The sequence below is a fragment of the Nitrospirota bacterium genome (assembly GCA_026387665.1).
Lineage (GTDB): Bacteria > Nitrospirota > Nitrospiria > Nitrospirales > Nitrospiraceae > Palsa-1315.
This window is the reverse complement of sequence record JAPLLG010000007.1, coordinates 605,573-630,095: the sequence shown is the minus strand read 5'-3', so window position 1 is coordinate 630,095 and position 24,523 is coordinate 605,573. Positions and strand designations below refer to the sequence as shown.

The following is a 24,523-nucleotide window of genomic DNA, read 5'->3' as shown; positions in this document are numbered from 1 at the left end:
TTGGTGCCGAAGGCGGGATTTGAACCCGCACACCCTTGCGGGCGCTAGACCCTGAATCTAGTGCGTCTGCCAGTTTCGCCACTTCGGCACATCGAGGTGGAAGGGGATTATCCTGAATTATGGAGGTCCCAGTCAAGCAAGGGGCGTGAATTAGCTGATATGCGCCGCTCGTGAGGCCCAGAGCCCGGCGGTTGCGATGTCCCTCGTATCGCCGCTGAGCACGATCCGTTCGCGGACTAGCCCTGCTGCGCCGAGCAGGGGGGCCGCCGCGATCCGGGGGGCTTCGTCGGCGATCAAGACGTCGAACCGGACGCGGCTGAAGAGGGGATCGCTCAGCACTCGCGATGCCGTGGTGACCACGAGCCGCCGATTCTGGATGAAGGCCTGCCGGTTGGTGTCTTCCTCCGCCGCGAGTATCTCACGGATTTTTTTGGTCCCGCCCAGATGGACGATGTCTCCCTTGAGCTCGTCGAACTCCGGTCGCATGTCTTTCGGCACAGCGGCTTCCGGCACGAGTTCATTGATGCGCGTCTTGGCAACATCGAGCTCTCCCTTCAGTTCGGCACATTGACTCTCGTACAGTTCAAGGTATTGATGCAGGGATGCGACGTTTTTCCCGACGGCTTGCAGGCTGAGCCTCCGGAAGAGCGGGAGGTTTTCGTATTCCGCCAGAGTGGCGTTCACGTCTTTGATCTTGTTCTGGAGATCGGTGAGCTGCGTCATCAAGCGCCATTCCAGGAGGCGCACTTCATCGAGATCCTTTTGTTTCTGCGCCTTATAGGCTAACACAGGAGTCAGTTCGCGAAACCGCTCGTACTTGCGCCGGAGCGCGGCCTTGTCCGCGCGAGACTTGGCATAGAACTGGTGCATCTGCGCTTCGAACCCCAGCTCCTGAATCCCGATCCCATCAGCCTGCTGGGCCAAGGCCATTTCATAGCGAGTCACCCAGGTCTTATAGGTGAGCCCCGCGGCTTTCATGGCCCGCGCGATCGTGCCGATGAGTGCGTCCGCCTGTTGGTGATCGGGGCAGACCACCAGCATGCGTTTGTTGGCGCGGATCAGTTCGATGGCCAGCGTGGCCAATCGTTGCCGTCGCACTGAAAGGTCGTCCGACCAGATGGTCGAGAGGATCGACGATCCTGCTCCGGCTCCTGACGGTTCTCCTGCTCCCGTCGCTTCGAGGAGGGGCGCCAATCGGTCTGCCGGACCGAGCCGATAGGAGTCAGGCTGCGCCAGCATGTCGCGCAATCGCTTGGCCGCCGTGGCCAGAAGGCCTGCCCGATCCGGCACCACGGTCGCATCGGCACAGGCCTGCCCGATGTGATCGAAGGTCTGGACGAGGACGACATTGTCTTGCCCGCCGAGCACGAGGCCTTCGGTCGGCTCCATGTCGTCCGGCGGGATAATGGAGAGGGGCGTGTCATGTGCGAGGGAGGAGCCCTGCGGAAGTGTCAGCTCGTAGAGGTGCAAGGTGCCGATCGTGCGCACCAGGCGGCATGAGACCTGAGTGATGGGCTGGTCGAGCGAAGTCTTGCCCACCTGCTTCTGTTCGGCTTCAAGCCGGCGCGCCCATGTGTCGATGAGGTCCCGTGCGGTCATGAGGTCCTTGGAAAGCAGTTCTCGATTCGTGTTCGCCATCATACGGTCGGCCATTACGCCTGTCTAGCAGGCTACTGAAAAACTTCGAGGGGAGGTCGCGGCGCGCTTCCGCTTGACCCTATCGAGCAGTTCCATTAGCGTAGCAGCCTAACAGGATGCTGAAAAAGTCCGCCAGCGGCGTTCTCGAAACCTGTGAAGCGTGAATCGCGAAGCGTATCTCGCAAAAAGCCCACCTCTGCGGCTGCGACGAGATACGAACGACGCTTCACGAACGACGGACAAAGAGGACGGCCTTTTTGAGCATCCTGTGGTTGCGCGACGGTCATGGGAGGACTTCATTTATGCTTGTTGTTGGACTGATGTCCGGAACTTCCGGGGATGGAGTCGATGCCGCGCTCGTGGAGATTACCGGGCGAGGCCGCACCCTCAAGGCGAAGACGCTCGCGGCCCACACAGTCGCCTACCCCCGTTCGTTACAGCAGCGCATCCTCTCCGCCTCTGTGTCCGGGACGGTCGCGGAGGTCTGTCACCTCAATGTATTGCTGGGTGAATGGTTTGCCAAGGCGGCATTGCGCGTGATCAAGCAGGCCAAGCGTCAGCCGGGCAAGGTGGCCTTGATCGGTTCTCATGGCCAAACGCTGCACCATCTGCCTCATGGCATCTCTGTGCCAGGCATCGGGACGATCCGTTCGACCCTGCAAATCGCCGAGCCTGCGGTGATCGCCGAGCGCACGGGCATTACCACGGTCGCGAACTTTCGGACGCGGGACATGGCCGCAGGGGGCCAGGGGGCTCCCTTGGCGCCGGTCGCCCATGCATTGCTCATGAAACATGCGCGCCGCGCGCGGTTGATCGTGAATCTCGGCGGCATCAGCAACGTGACCTACGTGCCGAAAGGCGGAGACCTGGCCGGGGTGCAGGCCTTCGATACGGGGCCGGCCAATATGGTGCTGGACAGTCTCATGGCGCGGTTGACGGAGGGACGGCTGTCGATGGATCGCGGTGGGAAGTTGGCGATGAAGGGGCAGGTCGATTCGCAATTACTCAAGAAGCTGCTCGCCCATCCCTTTCTGTCCCAGCGGCCACCCAAATCGACCGGACGGGAAGCCTTCGGCCCGGAACTGATCGACGTGCTGATCTCGATTCAGCAGCAACGGGGCCTCTCGATCGCGGATCTGTTGGCGACCTGCAGCCTCTGGACTGCCAAGGCGGTGGGCACGTCGCGGCGCTGGATCAAGGGCGAGATCGATGAAGTGGTGGTGGGGGGCGGCGGCGTCCGCAACCGCGCGATCATGGCTCATCTCTCGACGGTCTTCGCTCCGGTGCCGGTCACTACGTTCGACGCCATCGGATGGGACAGTAAGTCGTTTGAAGCGGTGGCCTTCGCCCTGCTGGCCTATCAAACCGTGACAGGCCAGTGGGGCAACATCCCGTCGGTCACTGGCGCAACGCATCCCGTGATCCTTGGCACGATTGTGCCGAACGGGCCAAGCTGGCGTGACTCCCTGCCTTCGCGATAGAGCACGATGGAACATCTATTCATCGTCCTTGCGGTCGCGTTTCTAGTTTTTCTGCTCTGGCAGCTGAAGGGTTCGTCGACCAATGGGCCGCTCAAGAACGAGGCCATGGTCCTTCCTGCCGGCGTCACGCTGCGGCCCCAGCCCCTGCTGACCGATAGGGATCTCCTGCTCTACAACCTGATATGGCTGGCTGTGCAGGACCATTTCCTGGTCTTCGCGCGGGTTCCGCTCTGGTCGATCGTCAGCGTCGAGGGAGAGAAGCAGGCGCGCTTGCACGTCTTGCGGAAGATCGCGCTGAAGCAACTCGACTTTGTGTTGCTCCATCCTGGATCGAAGATCGTGGAGCAGGTGGTCTTGCTGGAGGAGGGGTCGCCCCCTCAGCCTGAGGAGGTTGCGCGGCGGCGGGAGATTCAGTCAGTTCTGCAGGCGGCTGGCATCGGGCTGATTATCTTGGACTCCCGCACGTCCTACACGGTCTCTCAGCTGGCGGAGTTGTTAGGGCTCGGCTCCGACGAATGACGGCAAGATGCTGAAAAAGTCCGCCATCATCGTTCTCGCTTCGCTCAGAGGCTCAACGTACGGCAAGGGTACGCCTCGCCTCTTCGCTCGCTGCGGCCTTGCTGGGCGAACTTTTTGAGCATCTTGCGGGAACGTTCTCGGCAGCCATGAAACGCTGAACGGTGAGCGATGAATAATGAACGAAGCGGGCTGATCCTTGCGGACCAGCCCGTCTCGATGAGTGACCATCAGCCCTTACTGAATGGAGTTTGCAAAGCCGCCGAACGTCACTTCGGCTCGGATCTTATCTCCGACTTTCTTGTCCCCTTTGATTTTTTTGGTCTCTTTGCCGACGTACACGCGGACTTCTTTCTGGGTCAAGGAGCCGCCCCAGCCACGCGCCTGGCTCGCGCTGCCATTATCCGGATAGCCGCTACGAACCGTGTAGACGTCGCCCTCGATCTTGACCACCTCGCCGTCGATGATTTCATGCGTCAGCCCCGGCGCCGTGTCCATCTTTTCAGATGGCTGATTTTCCGCCAATGCGAAGCTTCCCCCTGCAAGCACGACGGTGATTGCGAACGTCAATGCCAGCATGCGCTTTCTCTCAGATGATCTCATGGCCCGCCCCCTTTGGTTAGTGTTGAGTGAGGGCCATGCGAGAGGCCCTATGCCTGCCGCCGCGCCTCAGCCCTGAGGACCTCCTCGCAATCCTTGTGCCTGAGTCACGATCCCCTCCCATTTGTTCGTTATATTCGGATTTATGCGGTCCGGTAAGATTACTTACGACTTACGCAATGGCACTGCGGGAAAACATTGATGCCCAGTTCAATTCCGTACGGACTGAGCGTACATGGATGATACAGGGCTGTGCGCTCGGCTATCGGCAGGATGGTCGAGTCGCTGATCGCGTATAGGCCCACGGACCTTGCAACCAATCGAAAGATCGATGGATTTCAGATCTCAGACAATATGGTGGGTCTGTTTGTGGGGATAGACTGCTCGGAGGCTGGCAGAGGAACGCCTTGGTTCACGTCCAGGAAGCAAAGGCACGGTAAACAGAATCCCTTTGCCTGGCTATCCAGACCCATCAGGCAAATTTTACCCAGTTGCATCGTAGGTAATGATCGTTGTTGATGGCTCTCGGCATCCTTGCGATCTCAGCGCGAGATTGCGCGAGTGGGGGCCGTGAGAACCGCTGATCAAGTAAGTTGTTGAGAGGAAAAAGAACTGGTTGGTTGCGGGGAGAGGATTTGAACCTCTGACCTTTGGGTTATGAGCCCAACGAGCTACCGGGCTGCTCCACCCCGCATCAGGATGCTAACAAAGGGTTGAACGGCAAGTCAAGCCAGCAGCCGTGCGGCCCGGTTGCTTTCGCGCATCTGCAATGCTAAAGCGATAACATGAATATTGTGTTTATGGGTACGCCGGATTTTGCGGCTGCCTCTCTTGAGGCCCTGCTGAAGTCGGACGATGTCGTGGTCGGCGTCGTGACGCAGCCGGATCGTCCGAAAGGGCGCGGTCAGGTCCTCACTCCGTCGCCGGTGAAACTCCTGGCCCAGCGGGAAAAGATTCCTCTGCTGCAGCCCCTCAAGATGAAGGACCCGGAATTTCTTCAGACGTTGGCCGGGTGGAAGCCGGATTTGATCGCGGTCACGGCGTTCGGGCGTATCTTGCCTCCGGCGGTCCTTTCGCTTCCTCCGCTTGGCTGCGTCAATGTGCATGGATCGCTGCTTCCGAAATATCGCGGGGCTGGTCCGATCCAATGGGCCATCATCAACGGCGAACGAGAAACCGGCATTACGACCATGTTGATGGATGAGGGAATGGATACTGGCGCGATGTTGCTTCAAGAGGCCATTCCTATTAGCGATGACGATACGGCCGGCACCCTTTCGCCACGGTTAGCAGAGTTGGGGGGCAGGTTGCTGGTCGAGACGATTGCCCGACTGAAGGCCGGTACCCTCGTGCCGAAGCCGCAAGATTCTTCGCAAGCGACCATGGCTCCCTTGCTGAAGAAGGAAGATGGGATTATCGATTGGACCTTGTCAGCCGTGGCTCTGGCCAATCGGGTCCGTGGCCTGGCTCCCTGGCCTGGAGCCTATACGGCTGTGCCGGGAGGTGACCGTTGGACGATCGGGCGAGCCCAGGCCCTTCCAGGCCCAGCCACGAGGCCTCCAGGGGCAGTGGTGGCTGTCACCAACGAGGCGATTCATGTCGCGACCGGGGAGGGAGTCCTTGCCCTGCTGGAGTTGCAGCCGGCCAATAGCCGCCGGATGGCCGTCTCTCAATATGTGGCGGGCCACCCGATTGCCGTCGGATTGCAGCTATCAGGATGCTGAAAAAGCCCGCCAGCAGGGGAGGGATGCCCCGGTGAGTCCCCTGTGCTCGCGCAACGCGCGCCCTCGGAAGGGCCTCGTTGGACGCGCGCAGTGGGGGGACTCATCCGGGCCATCCTGGGATAACGTAAACAAGCAAGCTTGGAAGTTCGTATTTGATCGCTCGCTGCGGCCTTGCTGGACGGCCTTTTTGAGCATCCTGAGGTGATTCTGGCCCCAGCACTGTATGGAATATTTTGGCCATGCTTTCCGTATCAACCGAGTTTTCTTACAGCCTATTAGGGGAGCCTGCGTTCTCGTAACATTCCCCCATTTGAGTTACCTATGGCATCTGGTCCTCGATCTCTCTTTACTGCCCAGACCGCACCGTCAGCCCGTGCGATCGCCCTCTCGTTGCTGGTGGAGTCAGAGAAGAGCGAGGAGGGAGTCGATGTGTTGTTGGACCGAGCCCTCGCTCGCTGCTCTTTCGATGGCCGTGATCGGGCTCTCACCGTCGAGCTCACTTATGGAGTTTTGCGGCGGCTTGCGACCATCGATTGGCGGCTTGAACCGGTTTTGGACAAGCCGCTGCTTCGCTTGCCCGTCGCGGTGCAGATGGTGCTCCGGCTCGGCGCCTATCAATTATTGTTTCTGGATCGCATTCCTCAGTCTGCCGCCGTCAATGAATCGGTCAACTTGACCAGAGCCTTTGCCGGCACAGTTGGCAGGGACTGGAGCGGGCTCGTCAATGCGGTGTTGCGCTCGCTCTTGCGTCATCCTCCTGAGCCATGGCCCAGCATGGATCAGGATCCGGCTCAGGCTCTCTCTGTGAAGTATTCGGTTCCGACCTGGCTCAGCCGGCGCTGGGTGGAGCGGCTGGGGCCTGCCGCTGCGGAAGCTGCTTGCGAAGGGGTGAGCGTTGCGCCTCCGATGACGCTACGGGTGAACCAGCTGGTCACGACCAGAGCCGCGCTCCTTGAAAAATTTGCCCAAGCCGGTGTGACGGCCAGGCCGACCACCGTAAGCCCGTTCGGAATCGTGCTTGCGGACGGAGGCCCTGTGCCTTCGCTCCCCGGCTTTCAAGAGGGCGCCTTTTATGTTGAGGATGAAGCGGCCCAATTGGTGCCGCTCCTCCTGGATCCTCAGCCTGGCGAGATCGTGCTCGATGCCTGCGCGGCGCCGGGAGGAAAATCCACCCATCTGGCTGAGCTGATGCAGAACAAGGGAACCATCTACGCCGTCGATCGGAGCGGGGCCCGGTTGGATTTGGTGCGAACCAATTGTCGCAGGCTCGGAGTGCAGAACGTCGTGCCGATTGCCGGCGATATCCGAGAGCCCCGTGAATGGGGCCCCTCCGTGAAGCAATCAGCAGCGGGCCAGCCGCTGGTCAATCGGATTTTGGTGGATGCGCCTTGCAGCGGGCTCGGGGTGCTCCGGCGCCATCCAGAAGCGAAGTGGCGGAAGGATGAGCAGTTGCTCCCTCGGCATCAGACGCTCCAATATCAGATCCTCGAAGCGGTGGTCCCATGCTTGCGGCCTGGCGGGGTGCTGGTCTATAGTACGTGCTCGACGGAGCCGGAAGAAAACGAAGACGTGATCGAGCGATTCTGCCGTGCCCATGCGGAGTTCCAGCGTGAGTCCGTCTCCTCCTGGCTCCCGCCTGCGGCACAGGAATTTGTCACTGAGTCAGGCGCGCTCTCGACCGTGGGAAACCGGTTCTCGATGGACGGATTTTACGCCGCACGACTGAGGAAGGTTTTGTGATGGCACGCCCCATTTATATCGCCCCCTCGATCTTAGCCTCTGACTTTGCCAGGCTGGCCGATGAAGTGGCAGCCGTGGAACGGGCCGGGGCCGACTTCCTCCATATCGATGTCATGGACGGGCATTTCGTGCCGAATCTGACTATCGGTCCGCCGATCGTGGCGGCTCTCCGAAAAGTCACCAAGCTGCCGCTCGACGTTCACCTCATGATCACCAACGCCGATGCCTTTATCGCCGAGTTTGCCGACGCCGGCGCGGACTATCTCACCGTGCATGTGGAAGCCTGTCCTCATCTTCACCGCACGGTGCAGGCAATCAAGGAACGAGGAGTCAAGGCAGGGGTGACCCTGAACCCCGCCACTTCGCTCAGTACGATTGAGGAAATCATTGCCGAGGTGGATTTGGTGCTGATCATGTCGGTCAATCCCGGCTTTGGCGGGCAAAAGTTCATCACTTCTTGTTTAAAGAAAATTACGTCGGCCCGCGCCATGCTCGATCGGGCCGGGAGCCGCGCGTTGCTCGAAGTGGACGGCGGCGTTAAGGTCGACAATGTATCTCAAATATTAGCCGCGGGCGCCGACGTGTTGGTCGCCGGGTCGGCCATTTTCTCCAGTCCAGATTACGCCGCGACGATTGCTGCGATGCGCGCAGCCGGCCAACCTTCTTCCACGACGCCCCAACGCGTCTCTGCTCACCGATAGGCCTCGCGGGTGGATATTTCTTCCCTCATCGACAGCCTGCATCCTCTCGAAGTCAAAGTTCTGTCGACGTTCGGAGCCGATCCCTCTGCGGTGCTCCCGACCGAGCAGTTGGCGCAGACCTCAGGCTTAGAACCCTCGCAATTGAGCATGTCGGTCGAATGGCTGCTGGCCAAGTCGTTGCTCACGGTTGATACCGAGACGGTGACGCCGATTGTGTCCCTCACCAAAATCGGCGAACTGTACTTTGAAAAGTATTCCCCGATCGAACGGGTCCTGTCCGCGGCCCGCGACGCTGCCACAACCGGCAAGCGCCTCACCATTCAGGACATTCAAGCGCGGGAAGGGCTGGAACCGGCGGAGGTGAGCGGCGCGATCGGACGGCTCAAGAAAGAAGGCGCGCTTCTCATCGTGCAAGGCGGCTGTCTCGAATCGACCGGTCGGCCAAGCCAGACGGCGGAAGCGATACGGGGTTTGTTGCAACAGCTTCATGGCACGACGCGCGAGCTGCAGGCATTCCCCGAGGCGCATCGGCAGGTTATTCAAGACCATGCGGTCAAACGAGGGAACGCGAAGGAACCCTTCCGCATCGATGATCGGGTGGCCAGATCGCTCAAACTGTCTGCTGCCGGCATCGAGGCAGCGCAGCAGCTCTCGAAGCAGGGAGTGCTGGAAGAGGTCTCCCAGCTGACTCCAGAGCTTTTGAAAGACGGGAGCTGGCGGACGAAGCGGTTCCGTAAGTACACGATCAGTCTTCGCGCGCCGCGGATTGCGCCGGGCAAGAAACATCCCTATCGCGAGTTTCTGGATACCGTAAAGACGAAACTGGTGAGCATGGGATTCCAGGAAATGCGGGGCCCGCTGGTGGAGACAGAATTTTGGAATATGGATGCCCTCTTCATGCCGCAGTTCCATCCGGCCAGAGACATCCATGACGTCTACTTCGTCAAGGAACCGAAACAGGCTGCGTCGATTGCAGAGCCGTTTTTGTCCCGGGTTTCGCAGGCGCATCAGGACGGTGGCTCAACCGGTTCAACCGGCTGGAACTATTCTTTCGATATGGAGCGTGCGCGGCGTTTGGTGTTGCGGAGCCAGGGCACGGCCGTCTCGGCCCATACGCTGGCGGCACAGCCGGCTGTGCCGGGAAAGTATTTCTCCATCGCCCGTTGTTTCCGTTACGATCAAGTCGATGCGACGCATGCGACCGATTTCTTCCAGGTGGAGGGGATTGTGCTCGGCGAAGATATTAACTTTCGCACATTGCTCGGCCTGCTGAACCTTTTTGCCCGTGAAGTGGCGCAGGCCAAGGAAGTCAAATTCCTCCCGGCCTATTTCCCCTTCACCGAACCCTCGGTTGAATTGCACGTGCGTCATCCGAAGCTCGGCTGGATGGAGCTGGGTGGAGCCGGCCTGTTCCGGTCGGAGGTCACCCTTCCACTGGGCGTGACCGTGCCGGTGATCGCCTGGGGGCTGGGGCTCGACCGTATGGCGATGGTGGCGCTGGGCATTCACGATATTCGGGAATTGTTCACCGACAGTCTCGATCTCATTCGCTCCACTAAGGGGGCTTTCTAGCATTCCCATGCCGACGATTACGATTTTCAAACAGGATCTCGAAGGATTGCTCACAGGGCCTGGAGAGGCTCGCCAGTCGATCACGATTGAGCAACTGGAAGAGTCCTTGATGCTCGTGAAGGGTGAGCTGAAGGGGCAGAACCCCGACAGCGGCGAGCTGCGCATCGAGCTGCAAGATAGCAACCGTCCCGACCTCTGGTGTTGCGAAGGGATTGCGCGGCAGATCCGGGTGAAGCGGCAGGGTTCGCTTGCACCGTACGAGTTTCTGACGGCCAAGCCGAAAGTGCTGAAGCGACTGAACGTGGCCCCTGGCATGGAGAAGGTCCGGCCCTTCGTGGCGGCCTGTACTGCGACCGGCTACCGCGTGACCCAGGAAGGTCTCGCGCAGCTGATCCAGACACAGGAAAAGCTCGCCGAGATGTTCGGGCGCAAACGCAAAACTGTGTCGATCGGGATCTATCGGCTCGCGGCGATCGAGTTTCCTGTTGCCTATGACTTGGTGAAGCCGGACGACGTGAGCTTCACGCCGCTGGGCATGGATACGGTCATGACGCTGGGGGAGATGTTGCTTGTCCATCCCAAAGGGCTGGAGTTCGGCGGGATCCTCGCGGGGCAGGACCGTCTGCCAGTCCTGCGTGACGCGAAGCAACAGGCCCTGTCTTTCCCGCCGATCATCAATAGCCGCGAGGTCGGCGAAGTGAAGGTGGGAGACGATGCCCTCTTCGTCGAAGTGACCGGCACAGACCTGCCGATGGTCGTCCTGACCCTGAATATTTTCGCGGCGAATTTGGCGGATCGTGGCGCGGCCATTGAGCCGATCGACGTGCGCTATCCCTATAAAACGTCTCTCGGCAAAACTGTCGTGACTCCGCAGGATCTCAGGAAGTCACAGAAGCTTCCCGTCAGTACGATCGAGCAGGCCCTTGGACAGACGCTTGGCGCCAAGGAAGTGGCGAAGGCCTTGACGGCCTACGGCTATGAGGTGAAGGCCAGCGGTAAACATGTGACGGTGACGTTGCCGCCCTATCGGCAGGACCTGATGCATGCGATGGACGTCGTTGAAGATGTCGCGATCAGCCGCGGGTACGGAGATTTTTTACCGGTGATGCCCTCGGATTTTACGGTCGGTGGCCTCTCGCGCATCGAAGAAGTCTCCGACCGGGTGAGGGCGCTCATGGTCGGCATGGGTTTTCAAGAAATCATTTCCAATATCCTCGGTTCGCCGCAAGACCTGCGCGATGCGATGAGGCTGGAAGGGACTGAGTGGGGGCAATTGGTCGAGGTGGACAATGTGATGTCCCAGAATTTTTCCGCCTTGCGCCAATGGATGTTGCCGTCGTTGCTTCGCGTGGAAGCTGCATCGAACCGGGCCTTCTATCCCCACAGGCTGTTCGAGGCGGGTGAAGTGGCCAAGCTGGATCTGACGCAGCCGCTCGGGTCCCGCACGGTGACGGTGCTGGGCGGCATGATCGCCCATGCCGATGCGCATTTCTCCGAAGTCCATTCCTGCCTGGACACGCTGTTTTATTATGTGAACCAGACTTACAGTTTGGAGCCGATCCAGCATCCGTCGTTTCTCGCCGGACGAGTGGGGGCCATTGTGTCTGAGGGGAAACAGATTGGTGTGATCGGGGAGCTGCACCCGGAAGTGCTCGAGCGCTGGCAGATTAGCGTGCCCGCCGTGGCGTTTGAAATCGATTTGACGCACCTAGCCGAACGGCCTTGAGGCCTGCGCCAGTCGGCGCATTCCTCAAGACCCGCAATCTATCCAAATCAATGATTCGAAGAGTGCTCTTGCGAGGCGGCTGCGCTTAGGCTATCGCCGGGGCAAGATGCTGCTTGGCGAGACCGACCAGCTGCTCAAACCCTGTGGCATCCTTGATCGCCATATCCGAGAGGACCTTCCGGTCCAGGAGGATATTCGCTTTCTTCAGGGCATTGATGAATCGGCCATAGGTCAATCCATGCGCCCGAACTGCCGCGTTGATGCGCGCAATCCACAAGACGCGGAAATCCCGTTTCCGGTTTTTCCGTCCCGTATAGGCGTAGGCCTGACCTTTATCGACCGATTCTGTTGCCGTCCGGAACAGCCGGCTCTTTCCGCCGTACTGGCCTGAGGCCAGCTTGAGCCGCTTCTTCCGACGATGTCTTGTTTTTGGGCCACCTTTTGCGCGAGGCATGAGTCAATACTCCTTTTGGTTAACGCGATCCGTCTGGTCTTGTTTAGGCGTAGGGCAACAAGCGATCCAGCGCCTGAACTTTGGTCTTATCGACGAGAACCGCGCCGCTCAACCGGCGCTTCCGATCCTGCGTCTTGCTGGTGAGGATATGGCGCTTGCCCGCCTTTCTCCTGACCAATTTCCCGGAGCCGGTGCGGGTAAACCGCTTCTTGGCTCCACTATGGCTTTTCATTTTCCTCTTCTTCATGTCGGTGCTTCCTTTGGTTAATAGCGTTCGGGCCGCCGTCTTACTTCGGCGCCACGATCATGATCAAGCTGCGCCCTTCCATGCGGGGGGCGTACTCGATCGTGCCCTCCGTTCCCACTTCTGCAATGACCATATTCATGAGCGATCGGCCCATCTCCTGATTCGCCATTTCACGGCCTCGGTAGGTCAAGACGACTTTCGTCTTGTTGCCGTCGGCCAGAAAACCCTTGATCTGGCGCACCTTGATTTCCAAGTCGTGCTTATCCGTCCGAGGACGCAGCTTGATTTCTTTGACCTGCGTCGACTTTTGGTGCCGGCGATTCTGGTGGTCTTTCTTGCTCAACTCAAACTTGTACTTCCCGTAGTCCATAATGCGGCATACGGGAGGCACAGACGTCGGTGCGATTTCGACCAGGTCGTAGCCCTGATCTTGCGCCTGTTTGAATGCATCAGCTGTCAGAAGAATGCCGAGCTGTTCGCTCTCCGGACCGATCACCCGGACTTCGCGCACTCTGATTTCCCGATTAACTCGTAGTTTGGGGACGATAAGACACCTCTTATTGTGTCAGTGAATGTTGCTGCCCTGCCGGCTTGAGGTCTGCACGGAGCAGATCGAGCGCTCCTGCGACGGTCATACTGCCGAGGTTGGCCCCGCTCCGGCCCCGTATGGCCAGAGTCCCACTCTGCACTTCCCGGTCGCCAACCACAAACATAAATGGAACCTTTGCTTTTTCCGCTTCTCGAATCTTGAGCCCGATTTTTTCATTTCGCAGGTCGGCTTCGGCGCGGAAGCCTGCAGCCTTGAGTTGGGCCACGACCTCGGCGACGTAGGGATGCTGGTTGTCCGTGATCGACATGACCGTCGCCTGAACCGGGGCGAGCCAGGTCGGGAAGGCGCCGCCGAAGTGTTCGATCAAAATGCCGAAGAACCGTTCGATCGAACCCATCAGGGCTCGGTGGATCATGATCGGCTGGTGCACCCTGCCGTCTTCCCCGATATAGCCCAACTCGAACCGCTCGGGATTGTTGAAATCGACTTGAATGGTGGAGCATTGCCAAGAGCGACCCAGGGCATCCTTGATCTTGATGTCGATTTTTGGTCCGTAGAAGACGCCTTCGCCCGGATCGATCTGGTAGGCGACGTTGCGTCCCTTCAAGGCCGCTTCGAGCGCGCTCGTGGCTTGCGTCCAACGCTCCTCGGAGCCGACGGCCTTTTCCGGCTTCGTCGAGAGGAACACTTCAAACTCGGTAAACCCGAAGGTGCCAAGGATAAAGAACGTGAAGTCCAGGACCTGGCTGACTTCGCTTTCAATTTGATCAGGCCGGCAGAAGAGGTGTGCGTCGTCTTGCGTGAAGCCGCGAACCCGCAATAGACCGTGGAGGACGCCCGTCCGCTCATACCGATAGACGGTCCCCAGTTCGCCGTAGCGGATAGGGAGGTCCCGGTAACTGCGCAGATGGGACTTGTAAATCATGATATGGAACGGACAATTCATCGGTTTGAGCTGGTACTCGCTGTTTTCGACCTTCATGGGCGCGAACATGTTTTCGCGGTAGTAGTCGACGTGGCCGCTGGTTTTCCAGAGGTCCAGTTTGGCGACATGAGGGGAGTACACCAGTTCATAACCGTTTTGAATGTGCTGGTCGCGCCAGAAGTTTTCGATCAACAGCCGGATGGTCGCGCCCTTCGGATGCCAGAGCACCAGGCCTGGGCCGATTTCATCCGAGATCGAGATCAAGTCGAGTTCCTTGCCGACCTTGCGGTGGTCCCGGCGCTTAATTTCTTCTAAGCGCGCGAGATGCGCGTCGAGTTCCGCCTGGGTGGGGAAGGAGGTCCCGTAGATCCGCTGCAGCATGGGATTGCGTTCGTCGCCGCGCCAGTAGGCGCCGGCTGTGTTTAGGAGCTTGAAGGCCCCGACATGGCCGGTGGTCGGGAGGTGCGGGCCGCGGCAGAGGTCGGTGAACTCTCCCTGGCCGTAGACCGTGATGGTCTGTCCCTCCGCCAGTCCTTGAATCAGCTCGACTTTGTAGGCTTCGCCGCGTTCCTGGAAAAACTTCACCGCGGCGTGCTTCGATAATTCTGCCCGTTTCACAGGCAGGGCGCGCTTGATGATGTCTTTCGCGCGCGCTTCAATTTTCTCAAGATCTTCCGGCGTAAAGGGCCGCTCATAGTCAAAGTCGTAGAAGAACCCGTCCTCGATGGCCGGGCCGATCGTCAGTTTTGCCGTGGGGAAGACCTCTTTGACGGCCTGCGCCATAATATGCGTGCTGCTATGGCGGTAGACCTCACGGCCTTCGGCGCTGTCGAACAGAAGGGGCGCGACCTCGGCATCTTCCGTCAGAACGCTCGAGAGGTCCACCATCCGGCCGTTGACCTTCGCCGCCAGGATGTCAGGACCAAGCGTCAGGCCGAGAGCTGACAGGGCAGACCCAACAGTCTGTCCTGTCGGAATATCCCGACTGCCGCCATCTTTGAGCGTAATTTTCATGATATGCACTGCATCGAACGAGCACTAGAAACAACAAAGGCACCCCGCCTACGAGAGGCAAGCGGATGCCCTCAGCTGGGTGGTAGGCGCGGACGGTCTTGAACCGTCGACCTCTACCGTGTCAAGGTAGCGCTCTCCCCCTGAGCTACGCGCCTGTCAATCCGAAGGCGCATGCTAATATAGCCCTGCCCAATGTGTCAAGAAACGCAAAAAGAGAGGGGGACGTACCCCGAGGGTGGAGTACGCCGCCTCCTCTCTTGTTTGCCGACGCGACGACGGACGATCGTCGGGATTACCTGACGGCTGACTTCAGGATTTTCCCTGCCGAGAACTTCGGAACTTTGGCGGCGGGAATGCGCAATGCCTCACCGGTTCTGGGATTGCGCCCGAGCCGGGCTTTTCGCTTGGCCACCGTAAAGGTCCCGAAATTCACCAAGGAGACGCGCTGGCCCTTCTTCAGGGATGTGGTGACCGCTCCGGTGAAGGCCTGCAGCGCAGTGCCTGCCGCGACCTTGGTGATACCAGCGGATGCCGCCATCTTTGCGATCAGCTCTTCTTTCGTCATCGTACCCCTCCTGTTGTTGGGTTGAACTACGCGACTCCTTGCCACCGACGTTGGTCCGGCACATTCGTGAATCAGATTGGGCGCTGGCACCGGAGGTTGTTACGTCTCCCGCGTCTGCGCCGCCCGCTTCCGTTTCACGGGAATGTGCAAGTCTTTGATCTTTTTCCTGAGGGTGTTCCGATTCAAGCCCAGCAGTTCTGCCGCTTGGATCTGGTTCCCGTTGGTTTCCTGAAGCGCCCTGGTAATCAAGGGGCGCTCAATGGCACTGATCAGCATGGGGTGGAGGTTGCGGCCCGAGCCGTCCCTCATCCCCTTCACGAAATCTCCCATCTTCCATTCAAGGTAGTCCTCAAGCGAAAGGGCATCTTTCCCGTTTACGCCTGCTGTTTTCGCGCGCGCGATCACGTGCATGAATTTGGAGGCGCGCTTCAGCACGGTCCGCGAACCGGTGATCACCAGTGCGTGCGTGAGATCGATGTTGGACGAGAGAGCCGCCGCTCCATCAGATGAACCCGGTTTCGATTCGATGATGACTGCATCAAATGTGCGCCTGGCCGTGTCTTTGGGTAGCGCTGCCGCGTCCTTTGCGATCGTGACGGACGCATCTTTGAATATGTGTTTGACCTGATTCTGAATGTCCGGGTTGCCGCTGAGCAACAACAGACTGAAGACGGATAATGTAGGCGGCATGAACATTCCAGCCGAAGAACAACGAAGTGGTGCGGATTATTGCCCAGAGCCTATTTGATGTCAACGAGGAAAATGGAGCGAGGCAGCTATTTGCTGCCGGATGGACACTGCCCCTCAACGAGTGGCGAGGGACTTGTCCTGGGTTATTTGTTTGACGGGCTGGGCTTTTCTCTTTTTGCCGTTTCATGTGACGGGGCAGACAAGAGGGAGCGTTTACTTTTCGACTGCCTCTCCTCTTGTTCGTGCGGGCGAAATGTTCCGGTATTACGCGCGAGGACCATCTGGGAGGGGTGACTTGACAGGAGCGTCTTTCGGGGAGTATTAAAAGGAGGAACGGTTTAATTCCTACCGGAATACTCGTGTATGAAGGTTTCTCTTAGAGCAACGTACGGAATCATGGCGGCTGTCGATTTAGCGATGCATCCTGGGTCCACGCCAGTGCAGGCGAAATCGATTGCGCGTCGGCAAGCGATCCCTGCTCGCTTCCTTGAGCAGGTACTCCATGGCATGAAGAAGGCCGGTCTTGTGTCGAGCCTTCGAGGCGCCCAGGGGGGCTATGTATTGTCGAAGAAACCATCCGAGGTCTCGGTCGTCGAGATCCTTGAGGCGCTCGACGGTCCGCTTGCCCCTCCCAACGGCGGAGCCGGGCGGACGCCGGCGCGACGTCTCAGCAAGCCGGAACTGCTGCTTGGAAAGATGTGGGAGCAGGTCCATCAAGCGGAGCGTCATGTGCTTGAAGCCATCAGCGTGGAAGAATTAGCCGGGCAGCAACGAGTGCTCGAACAAGAGCGGTCGTTGATGTACCACATTTAGCAGGATGCTCAAAAAGACCGCCAGCGGCGTTCTCGCTTCACAAAGAGGCTCAACGTACCACAAGGGTACGCCTCGCCTCTTTGCTCGCTGCGGCCTTGCTGGACGGCCTTTTTGAGCATCCGAGGTTATTGATGTCTCCATGCCATATGGGCCACTTTAGCTATATTTTTCTTTTTCACCGGGTTTTTCAGCCGTCTGCATAGAGGTCATTATGAGTCGCGCACCATTGAGTATTGTTCCGATCAAGACTGAGCCTATTTCTCCTGCCATTGCTGAGGAGATCGAGACTTTCGAGGCTGAGGCGTTGCGTCTGGCGTCCGGCGACGTCTCGAGCGATCTGTTCAGGCCCTTCCGCCTCCAGTACGGTATTTATGGACAGCGGCAGGCCGGTGTCCAGATGGTCCGGATCAAGATTCCCTTCGGCGGGATGACGGCCAATCAGCTTCGCCGGGTGGCGGAATTGACCGAGCGTTACGCCACAGGCGTCGGGCATGTGACCACGCGCCAGGATATCCAGCTGCATTTTGTCGAGTTGCAGGATGTGCCGACCATCATGCGTGGTCTGGCGGAGGTCGGTTTAACGACGAGAGAAGCTTGCGCCAATACAGTCCGCAACGTGACGGCCTGCCACCTGGCCGGAATCTGTCAGGGGGAAGTGTTTGACGTGACGCCTTACGCAAAAACCGTCGCGCTCCATCTCTTGCGGAATCCGCTCAATCAGAGCCTGCCCCGCAAATTTAAAATTGCCTTTTCCGGCTGCAAGCAGGACTGTGCCCTCACGCCGATTCACGATGTCGGGCTCCTCGCTGCGAAGCGCGCGGACGGAGCGATCGGCTTTCGCATGGTTGCAGGAGGCGGGCTCGGTTCGGCTCCCCGGCTGGCACAGGTCCTTCGTGAATTCACGCCGATGGATGAGCTCATTCCGAGCATCGAAGCCGTGATCCGGGTGTTCGATACCCTGGGCAATCGAAAGAATCGCACCAAGGCCCGCATGAAGTTCGTGATCGAAAAGCTGGGCTTCGATGAATTCAAGCGCCGCTGGGAAGAGGCCTATGTGTCGATGGGGCATGATCGCCCGACCCATGAGCCGATCACGGTACTGTCCTATCCGGACGAGCCTGTCGCCCTCATCATGCCGACATCCGCCAATGGATCGAAGCGGGCGGCGGGACAGACCAACGTCCATGCCAACGGTGCGCCGGCGGAGACGCCGTTCGACATGTGGCGCCGCACCAACGTGGTACGTCAGAAGCAAGAGGGCTACGTCGCGGCCGTGACCAAGTTGTTCATGGGCGATCTCACGGCGGAGCAGATGCTGCACATCGCTGATCTGGCGGAGCGCTATTCCAACGGCAACATTAGGACGACGATCAATCAGAATATGGTCATTCGATGGGTGCCGGAGTCTCGCATTGCCGACCTCTATGCGGACCTGGCCTCGCAGGGCCTGGCCGATCCAGGGGCCGAACTGGTCGAAGATATTATCGCCTGCCCGGGCACCGATACGTGCGGCCTGGGGATTACGTCCTCCAAAGGGCTCGCGCGGGCCTTGGCGGAAGTATTCCCGGCAGGGCGGGTGCCGGAGGATCTGAGCGATGTCACCGTCAAGATCAGCGGCTGCCACAATTCCTGCGCCCAGCACCATATCGCCACGATTGGTTTGCATGGAGTGGGGAAACGTATCGGCGAGCATGTCGCGCCCTTTTATGAATTGCATGTGGGCGGGCGGGTCGATGGAGCAGCGAAGATCGGACAGCTGGTGGTCAAGCTGCCGGCCAAGAGCGTATCCGCTGCGATCACACATTTGATTGCCGTCTATCGGCGCGATCGCCTTGCCGGCGAAGGACTGCCGGCTTTCGTGGATCGTGCCGGCAAGATCAAACTCAAGGACGAGCTGATTCCCTATACCATCGTGCCTTCCTTTGAAGAGGACCCGACGTTCTATTATGACTGGGAAGGCGAAGCGGAGTTTGTGCTGGAGGATCTCGGACCGGGCGAGTGCGCCGGCGGCGCGCTGGAGATGATCGAGAACGGCATTCTCGAAGCAGACCAAGAGCTCTATCAGGCGAAGCTCCTCGTGGACAACCATCAGTATTCCGTCTCGGTGAACAAGTCCTATCGCGCGGTCCTGTCCGCTGCCAAGGCCTTGCTGGTGACGGAAGGACTGGAGCCCTCGACCGACGCGGAAACCTTCACGGAGTTCGACAGCCGGATTGCGCAAAAGGGGATTGTCCCCGTGATCTATCGGGACTTGCGGAAACGAGTCGGCGATTTAGGGCCCAAGGAGACGACGGGCGAGTCGGCCCGCGAGAAGATGGTCTTTGCCAAGGGCTTCGTCGATGCCTGCCGTGCCGCTACGGAGCAGATGGGCAAAGATCTGAAGTTGGCGGCAGTGGGTACAGGAGCAGGAGTCACGCCGGAGGTCAAGGCACCGGTCGCTTCTGTTGCCGCGCCTGTCTCGTCCGGCGCGCCGGTGTACGATTTGCGTGGCGTGACCTGTCCGATGAATTATGTGAAGACCAAGCTGAAGCTGGAAATGATGGATGCGGGCGAACAGTTGGAAGTCTGGCTGGACGCGGGCGAACCGATCAAGAATGTGCCGCTCAGTTTGAAGAACGACGGGCATAAACTGTTGCTGCAGGAACCGCTCGAAGCAGAAGCGGCTCATTACCGGATCGTGGTCGAAAAAGTAGAATAGGGCAGCGGAGGGATGATCCTCCGTCGCTTGCAGTGTGTGAGGGAAGAGAGCGCTCAATGGCCGGTATGTCATCAGAAGAACTCGCAGCCTGGGGCTTGTCGTTCGAGGCGAAGCAACCGCAAGAGGTGCTGACTGCCGCGATTGAGCGCTATGCGCCGAAGATCGTGCTGGCTTGCAGTTTCGGAGCGGAGGATGTGGTGCTGTTGGACATGGTCCACCGCATCAATCCCTCCGTGCCGCTGTTTTATCTCGATACGGAGTTTCTCTTTCCTGAGACCTATGCCACGCGTGACCGCGTGATCCAGCATTATGGACTGCAACCGCAGCAGGTCATTCAGGTGAAGTCGCTGCTGACGCCGGCGCAGCAGGCGGCGCAGCATGGCGAGGCGCTGTGGGCGCGCCATCCCGATCAATGTTGCGAGCTGCGCAAAGTGGAGCCGCTCACCCGCGTGCTCAAGGGATTCGACGCCTGGATCACCGGGATCAGGCGGGACCAGTCTCCCACGAGAGCCAATGCGAAGCTGATCGAATGGGACCAGAAGTTTCAGCTGGTCAAAGTGAATCCGCTCGCGGCCTGGACGTGGGAGGATGTCTGGACCTACATTCGTGTCCACGAAGTGCCCTACAACGAATTGCATGACCGCAACTATCCCAGTATCGGCTGCACCTATTGCACGAGCCCCGTGAATCCCGGCGATGACCCCCGCGCGGGACGATGGAAGAATTTCACCAAGACGGAGTGCGGGTTACATAAGGCCTCGTAATGTCGATGCAGGAATTTATCGCGAAAATTGCCAAGGGGCCAAGGGCTGCCAAGGACCTCACGTGGGATGAAGCGAAGCGGGCGATGAAGGCCCTCATTGAAGGGGAGGCCACGCCGGCTCAGGCCGGGGCCTTTCTCATTGCCATGCGGATCAAGATGGAGTCCGTCACGGAACTGGCGGCGATGACCGCGACGGCGCGTTCTTATGTGGCGCCGGTGCCGATTCCGCGCGAGCTCGGCGTCGTGGATTTGCCGAGCTATGCGGGGAAACAGGAAACTTTTCATGCCCTGGCGGCTGCTGCCATCGTGGCGGCCTCGGCCGGCGCATCGGTCTTGATGCATGGGTATGACGGGATTCCCGGTCGTTCGGGGAACGCCGGGGCGCTCAAGGCCCTGGGGTTGCCGATCGACATGAATCCAAACGCGGCGGCAGAGACGGTGACGAAACATGGATTCGCCTATCTCGATATCGCCCTTTATCATCCCCCGGTCTATCGGTTTTTGGAGATGCGCCAGGAGCTGGGCGCGCGGAACGTCTTTCATCCGATCGCCAGACTCTTGAACCCGGCCCGCGCCTCGTCGCAGGTCGTCGGCCTGTCCCATCCTCCCCACTTTGAAAAGACTGCCGAAGTATTGCGGATGCTGGCCTGCCCCAGGGCTCTGGTGGTCAGCGGCGTGGAGGGCGATCCGGAGCTGTCGATTTCCGCCCTCACCAGGGTGTTGGAATTGCGGGACGAGCGGATTACGCCTCTGTCGTTCGCGTCGAAAGATGTCGGATTGCCGCTGGGCACGCCACGCGACATGGCCGGTTTCCCTTCGGATCAGCGAGACAAGGAAGCGGATCTGCTCCGGCGGATTCTCCACAACCAAATGCCTGGCGGGTCCTGCAACTGGGTGCTGATGAACGCGGCGTTGATTCTGTACGCGGCAGGCAAGGGAGCGACCTGGGCGGCCTGCATCCCGCTGGCCCGTCGAGCGCTCGAAGAGGGAGCGGCGGCCCGAAAGTTAGAGGAACTGACTCAAGAGCCGGTGGGCACCAACGTCACCGGCCGAACCCATTGACCAGAGGAGAGGATCGAGTCCGTGCAACACCTTCGTCAATTAGAAGACCAGAGTGTCTACATCCTCCGGGAAGCCTATAAGCATTTCGATAACCTGGCGATGCTGTGGTCGATGGGGAAAGATTCGACCGTGCTGCTCTGGTTGGCCAGAAAAGCCTTTTTCGGCCATGTCCCGTTTCCGCTGTTGCATGTCGATACGAGTTTCAAAATTCCCGCCATGATCGAGTATCGGGATCGCGTGGCCCGCGAGTGGGGCCTCAAATTGGTCGTGGGGCAAAATAAGGAAGCGCTCGCGGCAGGGATGAATCCCGCGATGGGCCGAGTCAATTGCTGTACGGCCTTGAAGACCAACGGGCTCAAGCAACTGATCGAGCAAAAGGGCTACACGGGCATCATCCTCGGTGTGCGGGCGGACGAGGAGGGGACGAGAGCCAAGGAACGGTATTTTTCGCCGCGCGACAAACATGGCGATTGGGACTTCCGCGATCAGCCGCCGGAACTCTGGGATCAATTCAAGACGACCTTTCCTCCGGGGACCCATATTCGGATCCATCCCCTGCTGGATTGGACGGAGATCAATATTTGGGAATACATCAAGGCCGAGAATATTCCCTTCATCGATCTCTATCTCGACAAGGGAGATGGAACCCGCTATCGCAGTCTCGGCTGCGCGCCCTGCACGACGCCGATCAAATCGACGGCGAAGTCCGTGGACGACATTATTAATGAGTTGCGGCATACCACGACGGCGGAGCGGTCGGGCCGCGCGCAGGATGAGGGGCGAGGAATGGAACTGCTCCGAAAAGACGGCTACATGTAGTGCGGATGATGAAAAAGACCCCCAGCTTCGTTCTCGGCTCATCGAAATCCTCAACGTACCCCAGAGGGTACGCCTCCGGTTTCGACTCGCCTCGGGCCTCGCTGGATGGTCTTTTTGATCATCCGCAAGAAAGCAAATGACTATGGACAATCTCACCCAGAAACCATCGGACAATCTGAACATCGTTATCGTCGGGCATGTGGACCATGGAAAGTCCACTCTGCTGGGGCGGCTTTATGCCGACACTGGCTCTTTGCCGGACGGCAAACTTGAAAAGGTTCAGGCCATCTGTCGGCAGCAGGGTAAGGAATTCGAGTACGCCTTCCTGTTCGATGCCTTCCTGGAAGAGCAGGAACAGGGCATCACCATCGATACGGCTCGGACCTTCTTTGGATGGAAGGGTCGGCAATACATCATCATCGATGCGCCGGGCCACAAGGAATTTCTCAAGAACATGATCTCCGGGGCGGCGCGGGCCGAAGGGGCTTTGCTCCTGATCGATGCCTTGGAGGGCGTGAAAGAGCAGTCCAAGAAGCATGGCTATCTCTTGTCGCTCCTGGGCGTGCGCCAGTTTGCCGTCGTCGTGAACAAGATGGATCTGGTCGGTTACCGGCAGGATGTGTTCGACGGGATCGAAAAGGAATATCGGGAGTTCCTCGGGCAGTTCAAGGCGGTCCCCCAGCAGATCATCCCGGTCAGCGCCAAGCTCGGAGATAACATCGCCAACCGGAGCGAGCAGATGCCTTGGTATAAGGGCCCGACCGTGCTGGACGCGCTCAGCGCCTTCAAGAAGGAGCCGGGACGATCCGAGCAGCCGCTTCGTATGCCGGTTCAGGACGTATACAAGTTCGACGCCCGTCGCATCATTGCCGGCCGCGTGACAGCTGGCCGAGTAAAGGTTGGCGATTCTCTGGTGTTCTCGCCATCGAACAAGCGGGCGACGGTCAAGTCTATTGAAGCTTTCAATGTTGAACCTCCGCGAGTAGAAGGCCACGCAGGCCAGTCGGTCGGTATTACGCTGGACGAACAGATCTTTGTCGAACGGGGAGAGGTCGCGTCGCATCAAGAGGCGCTCCCGCTGGTGTCGACGGCTTTTCGCGCCAATGTGTTCTGGCTGGGCCGAAAGCCGCTGGAACGGGGGCGGCGCTATCAATTGAGAGTGGCGACGAAGGAAGTGGACTGTGAGGTCGCCGCGATTCACCGGATCATCGACACGATGGATCTGTCCCAGCAGCAAGGCAGCAATGTGGTGAACCGGAACCAGGTCGCGGAGTTGACGATCCGGGCCAAAGCGCCGGTCGCGTTCGACCTCTCGGCTTCGTTCGAGGCGACGGGCCGGTTCGTTCTGGTGGATGAGTACGACATTGCCGGCGGCGGCATTGTGACGGAACTGGTCCATGACGATCAGGAGTTTCTCCGCGAAGAAGCGAGACAGCGCGATTTTGCCTGGGTGAAGGGCGAGGTCGGCGTCGAGGATCGCGCCCAGCAGTATGGCCACCGGGCCGCCATTGTGCTGGTGACCGGGGGGCGTCATACAGGGAAGTCCTTCCTGGCCAAGAAAATTGAAGCCAGGCTTGTGGCAGACGGACGGCATGCCTACTTGCTCGATGGAGGGAATCTCCGCCGTGGGCTCGATGCGGACCTCTCGGAGGGAGAGCGAGGCCAGGCGGCAGAAATGGCTCGCCGCTACGGCGAGGTGGCGAGACTGCTCGTCGATACGGGGTTGATCGTGGTGTCGACGACGAATCCCTTCGGCATGGCCTATGTTGAGGCGGCCCAGGCGATCCGGACACTTGTCCATCCGGTCCCGGTCATTGCCGTGCAGATGAGTAAGGTTCCGGAAGAAGCCCCGCCCAATACGGATATTGTGCTGTCAGGCCCGACTGACTTCGATGAGGCCACTCATCGGATTCTTGAGGAGCTGAAGCGCCGTGGAGTTTTGGCCCAGGCGATCGGAGCGAAGCCGACCTTTCAATACTCCATCTAGCAGGATGCTGAAAAAGGGGGGGGTGGAGGCTGATGATCTTCTGTGCTCGCGCAACGCGCGGTCGAGGACTCCCCTCGTTGGACGCGCACAGTGGAAGATCAATCAGCCCCCATCCCTGAAGAGAAAGTGAGCAAGCTTGGAGGGAGCATTTATATTGTTCGACGCGAGCAGTTGGGGCCATCCCACCTACCCCTTACAAAGCGACAGCTCGTGCGGCCTCGCTGATGGACTTTTTGAG

Annotated in this window: 21 protein-coding genes and 3 tRNA genes; 13 read left to right on the top strand and 11 right to left on the bottom strand. The window is 59.3% G+C overall.

Features of this window, described 5'->3' with window-relative positions:
- Position 1 precedes the first annotated feature (1 nt).
- Both NT179_07400 and NT179_07395 read right to left on the bottom strand, forming a co-directional pair.
- Positions 2–88: transfer RNA gene (locus tag NT179_07400), tRNA-Leu, on the bottom strand.
- A 62-nt stretch (positions 89–150) separates the two neighbouring features.
- Positions 151–1,599 (bottom strand): hypothetical protein, encoded by a 1,449-nt coding sequence (locus NT179_07395; protein ID MCX5721840.1) that lies wholly within the window; start codon positions 1,597–1,599, stop codon positions 151–153.
- A gap of 341 nt (positions 1,600–1,940) precedes the next feature.
- Between NT179_07395 and NT179_07390 the strand changes: the two genes are divergently transcribed.
- Positions 1,941–3,119, top strand: coding sequence for an anhydro-N-acetylmuramic acid kinase (locus tag NT179_07390; protein MCX5721839.1), 1,179 nt, complete (start codon positions 1,941–1,943; stop codon positions 3,117–3,119).
- Positions 3,120–3,125: 6 nt separating this feature from the next.
- Positions 3,126–3,638, top strand: a complete 513-nt coding sequence (locus NT179_07385) for a DUF2726 domain-containing protein (protein ID MCX5721838.1) — start codon at positions 3,126–3,128, stop codon at positions 3,636–3,638.
- 234 nt (positions 3,639–3,872) lie between these two features.
- Here NT179_07385 and NT179_07380 read toward each other — a convergent pair whose 3' ends face one another.
- Positions 3,873–4,238, bottom strand: a complete 366-nt coding sequence (locus NT179_07380) for a hypothetical protein (GenBank protein ID MCX5721837.1) — start codon at positions 4,236–4,238, stop codon at positions 3,873–3,875.
- 614 nt (positions 4,239–4,852) lie between these two features.
- A tRNA-Met gene (locus NT179_07375) sits at positions 4,853–4,929 on the bottom strand.
- A 91-nt stretch (positions 4,930–5,020) separates the two neighbouring features.
- Between NT179_07375 and fmt the strand changes: the two genes are divergently transcribed.
- The 5 genes from fmt to pheT all read left to right on the top strand — a co-directional run bounded on the left by fmt (position 5,021) and on the right by pheT (position 11,698).
- Complete coding sequence (gene fmt, locus NT179_07370) at positions 5,021–5,959, top strand: methionyl-tRNA formyltransferase (protein ID MCX5721836.1); 939 nt, start codon at positions 5,021–5,023, stop codon at positions 5,957–5,959.
- Positions 5,960–6,280: 321 nt separating this feature from the next.
- A complete protein-coding gene (rsmB, locus tag NT179_07365) occupies positions 6,281–7,699 on the top strand; it encodes a 16S rRNA (cytosine(967)-C(5))-methyltransferase RsmB (GenBank protein MCX5721835.1) in 1,419 nt (472 codons plus the stop codon).
- Complete coding sequence (gene rpe / locus NT179_07360) at positions 7,699–8,400, top strand: ribulose-phosphate 3-epimerase (protein ID MCX5721834.1); 702 nt, start codon at positions 7,699–7,701, stop codon at positions 8,398–8,400. Before rsmB ends, rpe begins: the two co-directional genes overlap by 1 nt.
- Before the next feature lie 9 nt (positions 8,401–8,409).
- Positions 8,410–9,972, top strand: a complete 1,563-nt coding sequence (locus tag NT179_07355; GenBank protein ID MCX5721833.1) for a phenylalanine--tRNA ligase subunit alpha — start codon at positions 8,410–8,412, stop codon at positions 9,970–9,972.
- 7 nt (positions 9,973–9,979) lie between these two features.
- Entirely contained in the window at positions 9,980–11,698 is a 1,719-nt protein-coding gene (gene pheT / locus NT179_07350; protein MCX5721832.1) for a phenylalanine--tRNA ligase subunit beta, read from the top strand.
- Between the two features lie 85 nt (positions 11,699–11,783).
- Here pheT and rplT read toward each other — a convergent pair whose 3' ends face one another.
- The 7 genes from rplT to NT179_07315 all read right to left on the bottom strand — a co-directional run bounded on the left by rplT (position 11,784) and on the right by NT179_07315 (position 16,143).
- A complete protein-coding gene (gene rplT / locus NT179_07345) occupies positions 11,784–12,152 on the bottom strand; it encodes a 50S ribosomal protein L20 (protein MCX5721831.1) in 369 nt (122 codons plus the stop codon).
- A gap of 43 nt (positions 12,153–12,195) precedes the next feature.
- A complete protein-coding gene (rpmI, locus tag NT179_07340) occupies positions 12,196–12,399 on the bottom strand; it encodes a 50S ribosomal protein L35 (GenBank protein ID MCX5721830.1) in 204 nt (67 codons plus the stop codon).
- A gap of 40 nt (positions 12,400–12,439) precedes the next feature.
- Complete coding sequence (gene infC, locus NT179_07335; protein ID MCX5721829.1) at positions 12,440–12,946, bottom strand: translation initiation factor IF-3; 507 nt, start codon at positions 12,944–12,946, stop codon at positions 12,440–12,442.
- A gap of 10 nt (positions 12,947–12,956) precedes the next feature.
- Positions 12,957–14,888, bottom strand: a complete 1,932-nt coding sequence (thrS, locus tag NT179_07330; protein MCX5721828.1) for a threonine--tRNA ligase — start codon at positions 14,886–14,888, stop codon at positions 12,957–12,959.
- A gap of 80 nt (positions 14,889–14,968) precedes the next feature.
- A tRNA-Val gene (locus tag NT179_07325) sits at positions 14,969–15,043 on the bottom strand.
- Positions 15,044–15,180: 137 nt separating this feature from the next.
- Positions 15,181–15,498: an HU family DNA-binding protein gene (locus tag NT179_07320; protein MCX5721827.1), complete on the bottom strand. Its 318-nt coding sequence runs from the start codon at positions 15,496–15,498 to the stop codon at positions 15,181–15,183.
- 54 nt (positions 15,499–15,552) lie between these two features.
- Positions 15,553–16,143 (bottom strand): hypothetical protein, encoded by a 591-nt coding sequence (locus NT179_07315; protein ID MCX5721826.1) that lies wholly within the window; start codon positions 16,141–16,143, stop codon positions 15,553–15,555.
- Positions 16,144–16,506: 363 nt separating this feature from the next.
- On the opposite strand from NT179_07315, the gene NT179_07310 reads away from it, so the two are divergent.
- The 6 genes from NT179_07310 (at position 16,507) to NT179_07285 (ending at position 24,285) form a co-directional block, all read left to right on the top strand.
- A complete protein-coding gene (locus NT179_07310; protein MCX5721825.1) occupies positions 16,507–16,956 on the top strand; it encodes an Rrf2 family transcriptional regulator in 450 nt (149 codons plus the stop codon).
- Between the two features lie 211 nt (positions 16,957–17,167).
- On the top strand, positions 17,168–19,654 hold the full coding sequence (locus NT179_07305) for a sulfurtransferase TusA family protein (GenBank protein MCX5721824.1): 2,487 nt from the start codon (positions 17,168–17,170) through the stop codon (positions 19,652–19,654).
- A gap of 65 nt (positions 19,655–19,719) precedes the next feature.
- Positions 19,720–20,418, top strand: a complete 699-nt coding sequence (locus NT179_07300; GenBank protein ID MCX5721823.1) for a phosphoadenylyl-sulfate reductase — start codon at positions 19,720–19,722, stop codon at positions 20,416–20,418.
- Positions 20,418–21,479, top strand: a complete 1,062-nt coding sequence (gene trpD, locus NT179_07295) for an anthranilate phosphoribosyltransferase (GenBank protein MCX5721822.1) — start codon at positions 20,418–20,420, stop codon at positions 21,477–21,479. The genes NT179_07300 and trpD overlap by 1 nt, the downstream gene beginning before the upstream one ends.
- Positions 21,480–21,500: 21 nt before the next feature.
- On the top strand, positions 21,501–22,298 hold the full coding sequence (locus NT179_07290) for a sulfate adenylyltransferase subunit 2 (protein ID MCX5721821.1): 798 nt from the start codon (positions 21,501–21,503) through the stop codon (positions 22,296–22,298).
- Between the two features lie 142 nt (positions 22,299–22,440).
- Entirely contained in the window at positions 22,441–24,285 is a 1,845-nt protein-coding gene (locus tag NT179_07285; protein ID MCX5721820.1) for a GTP-binding protein, read from the top strand.
- Positions 24,286–24,523: the final 238 nt, after the last annotated feature.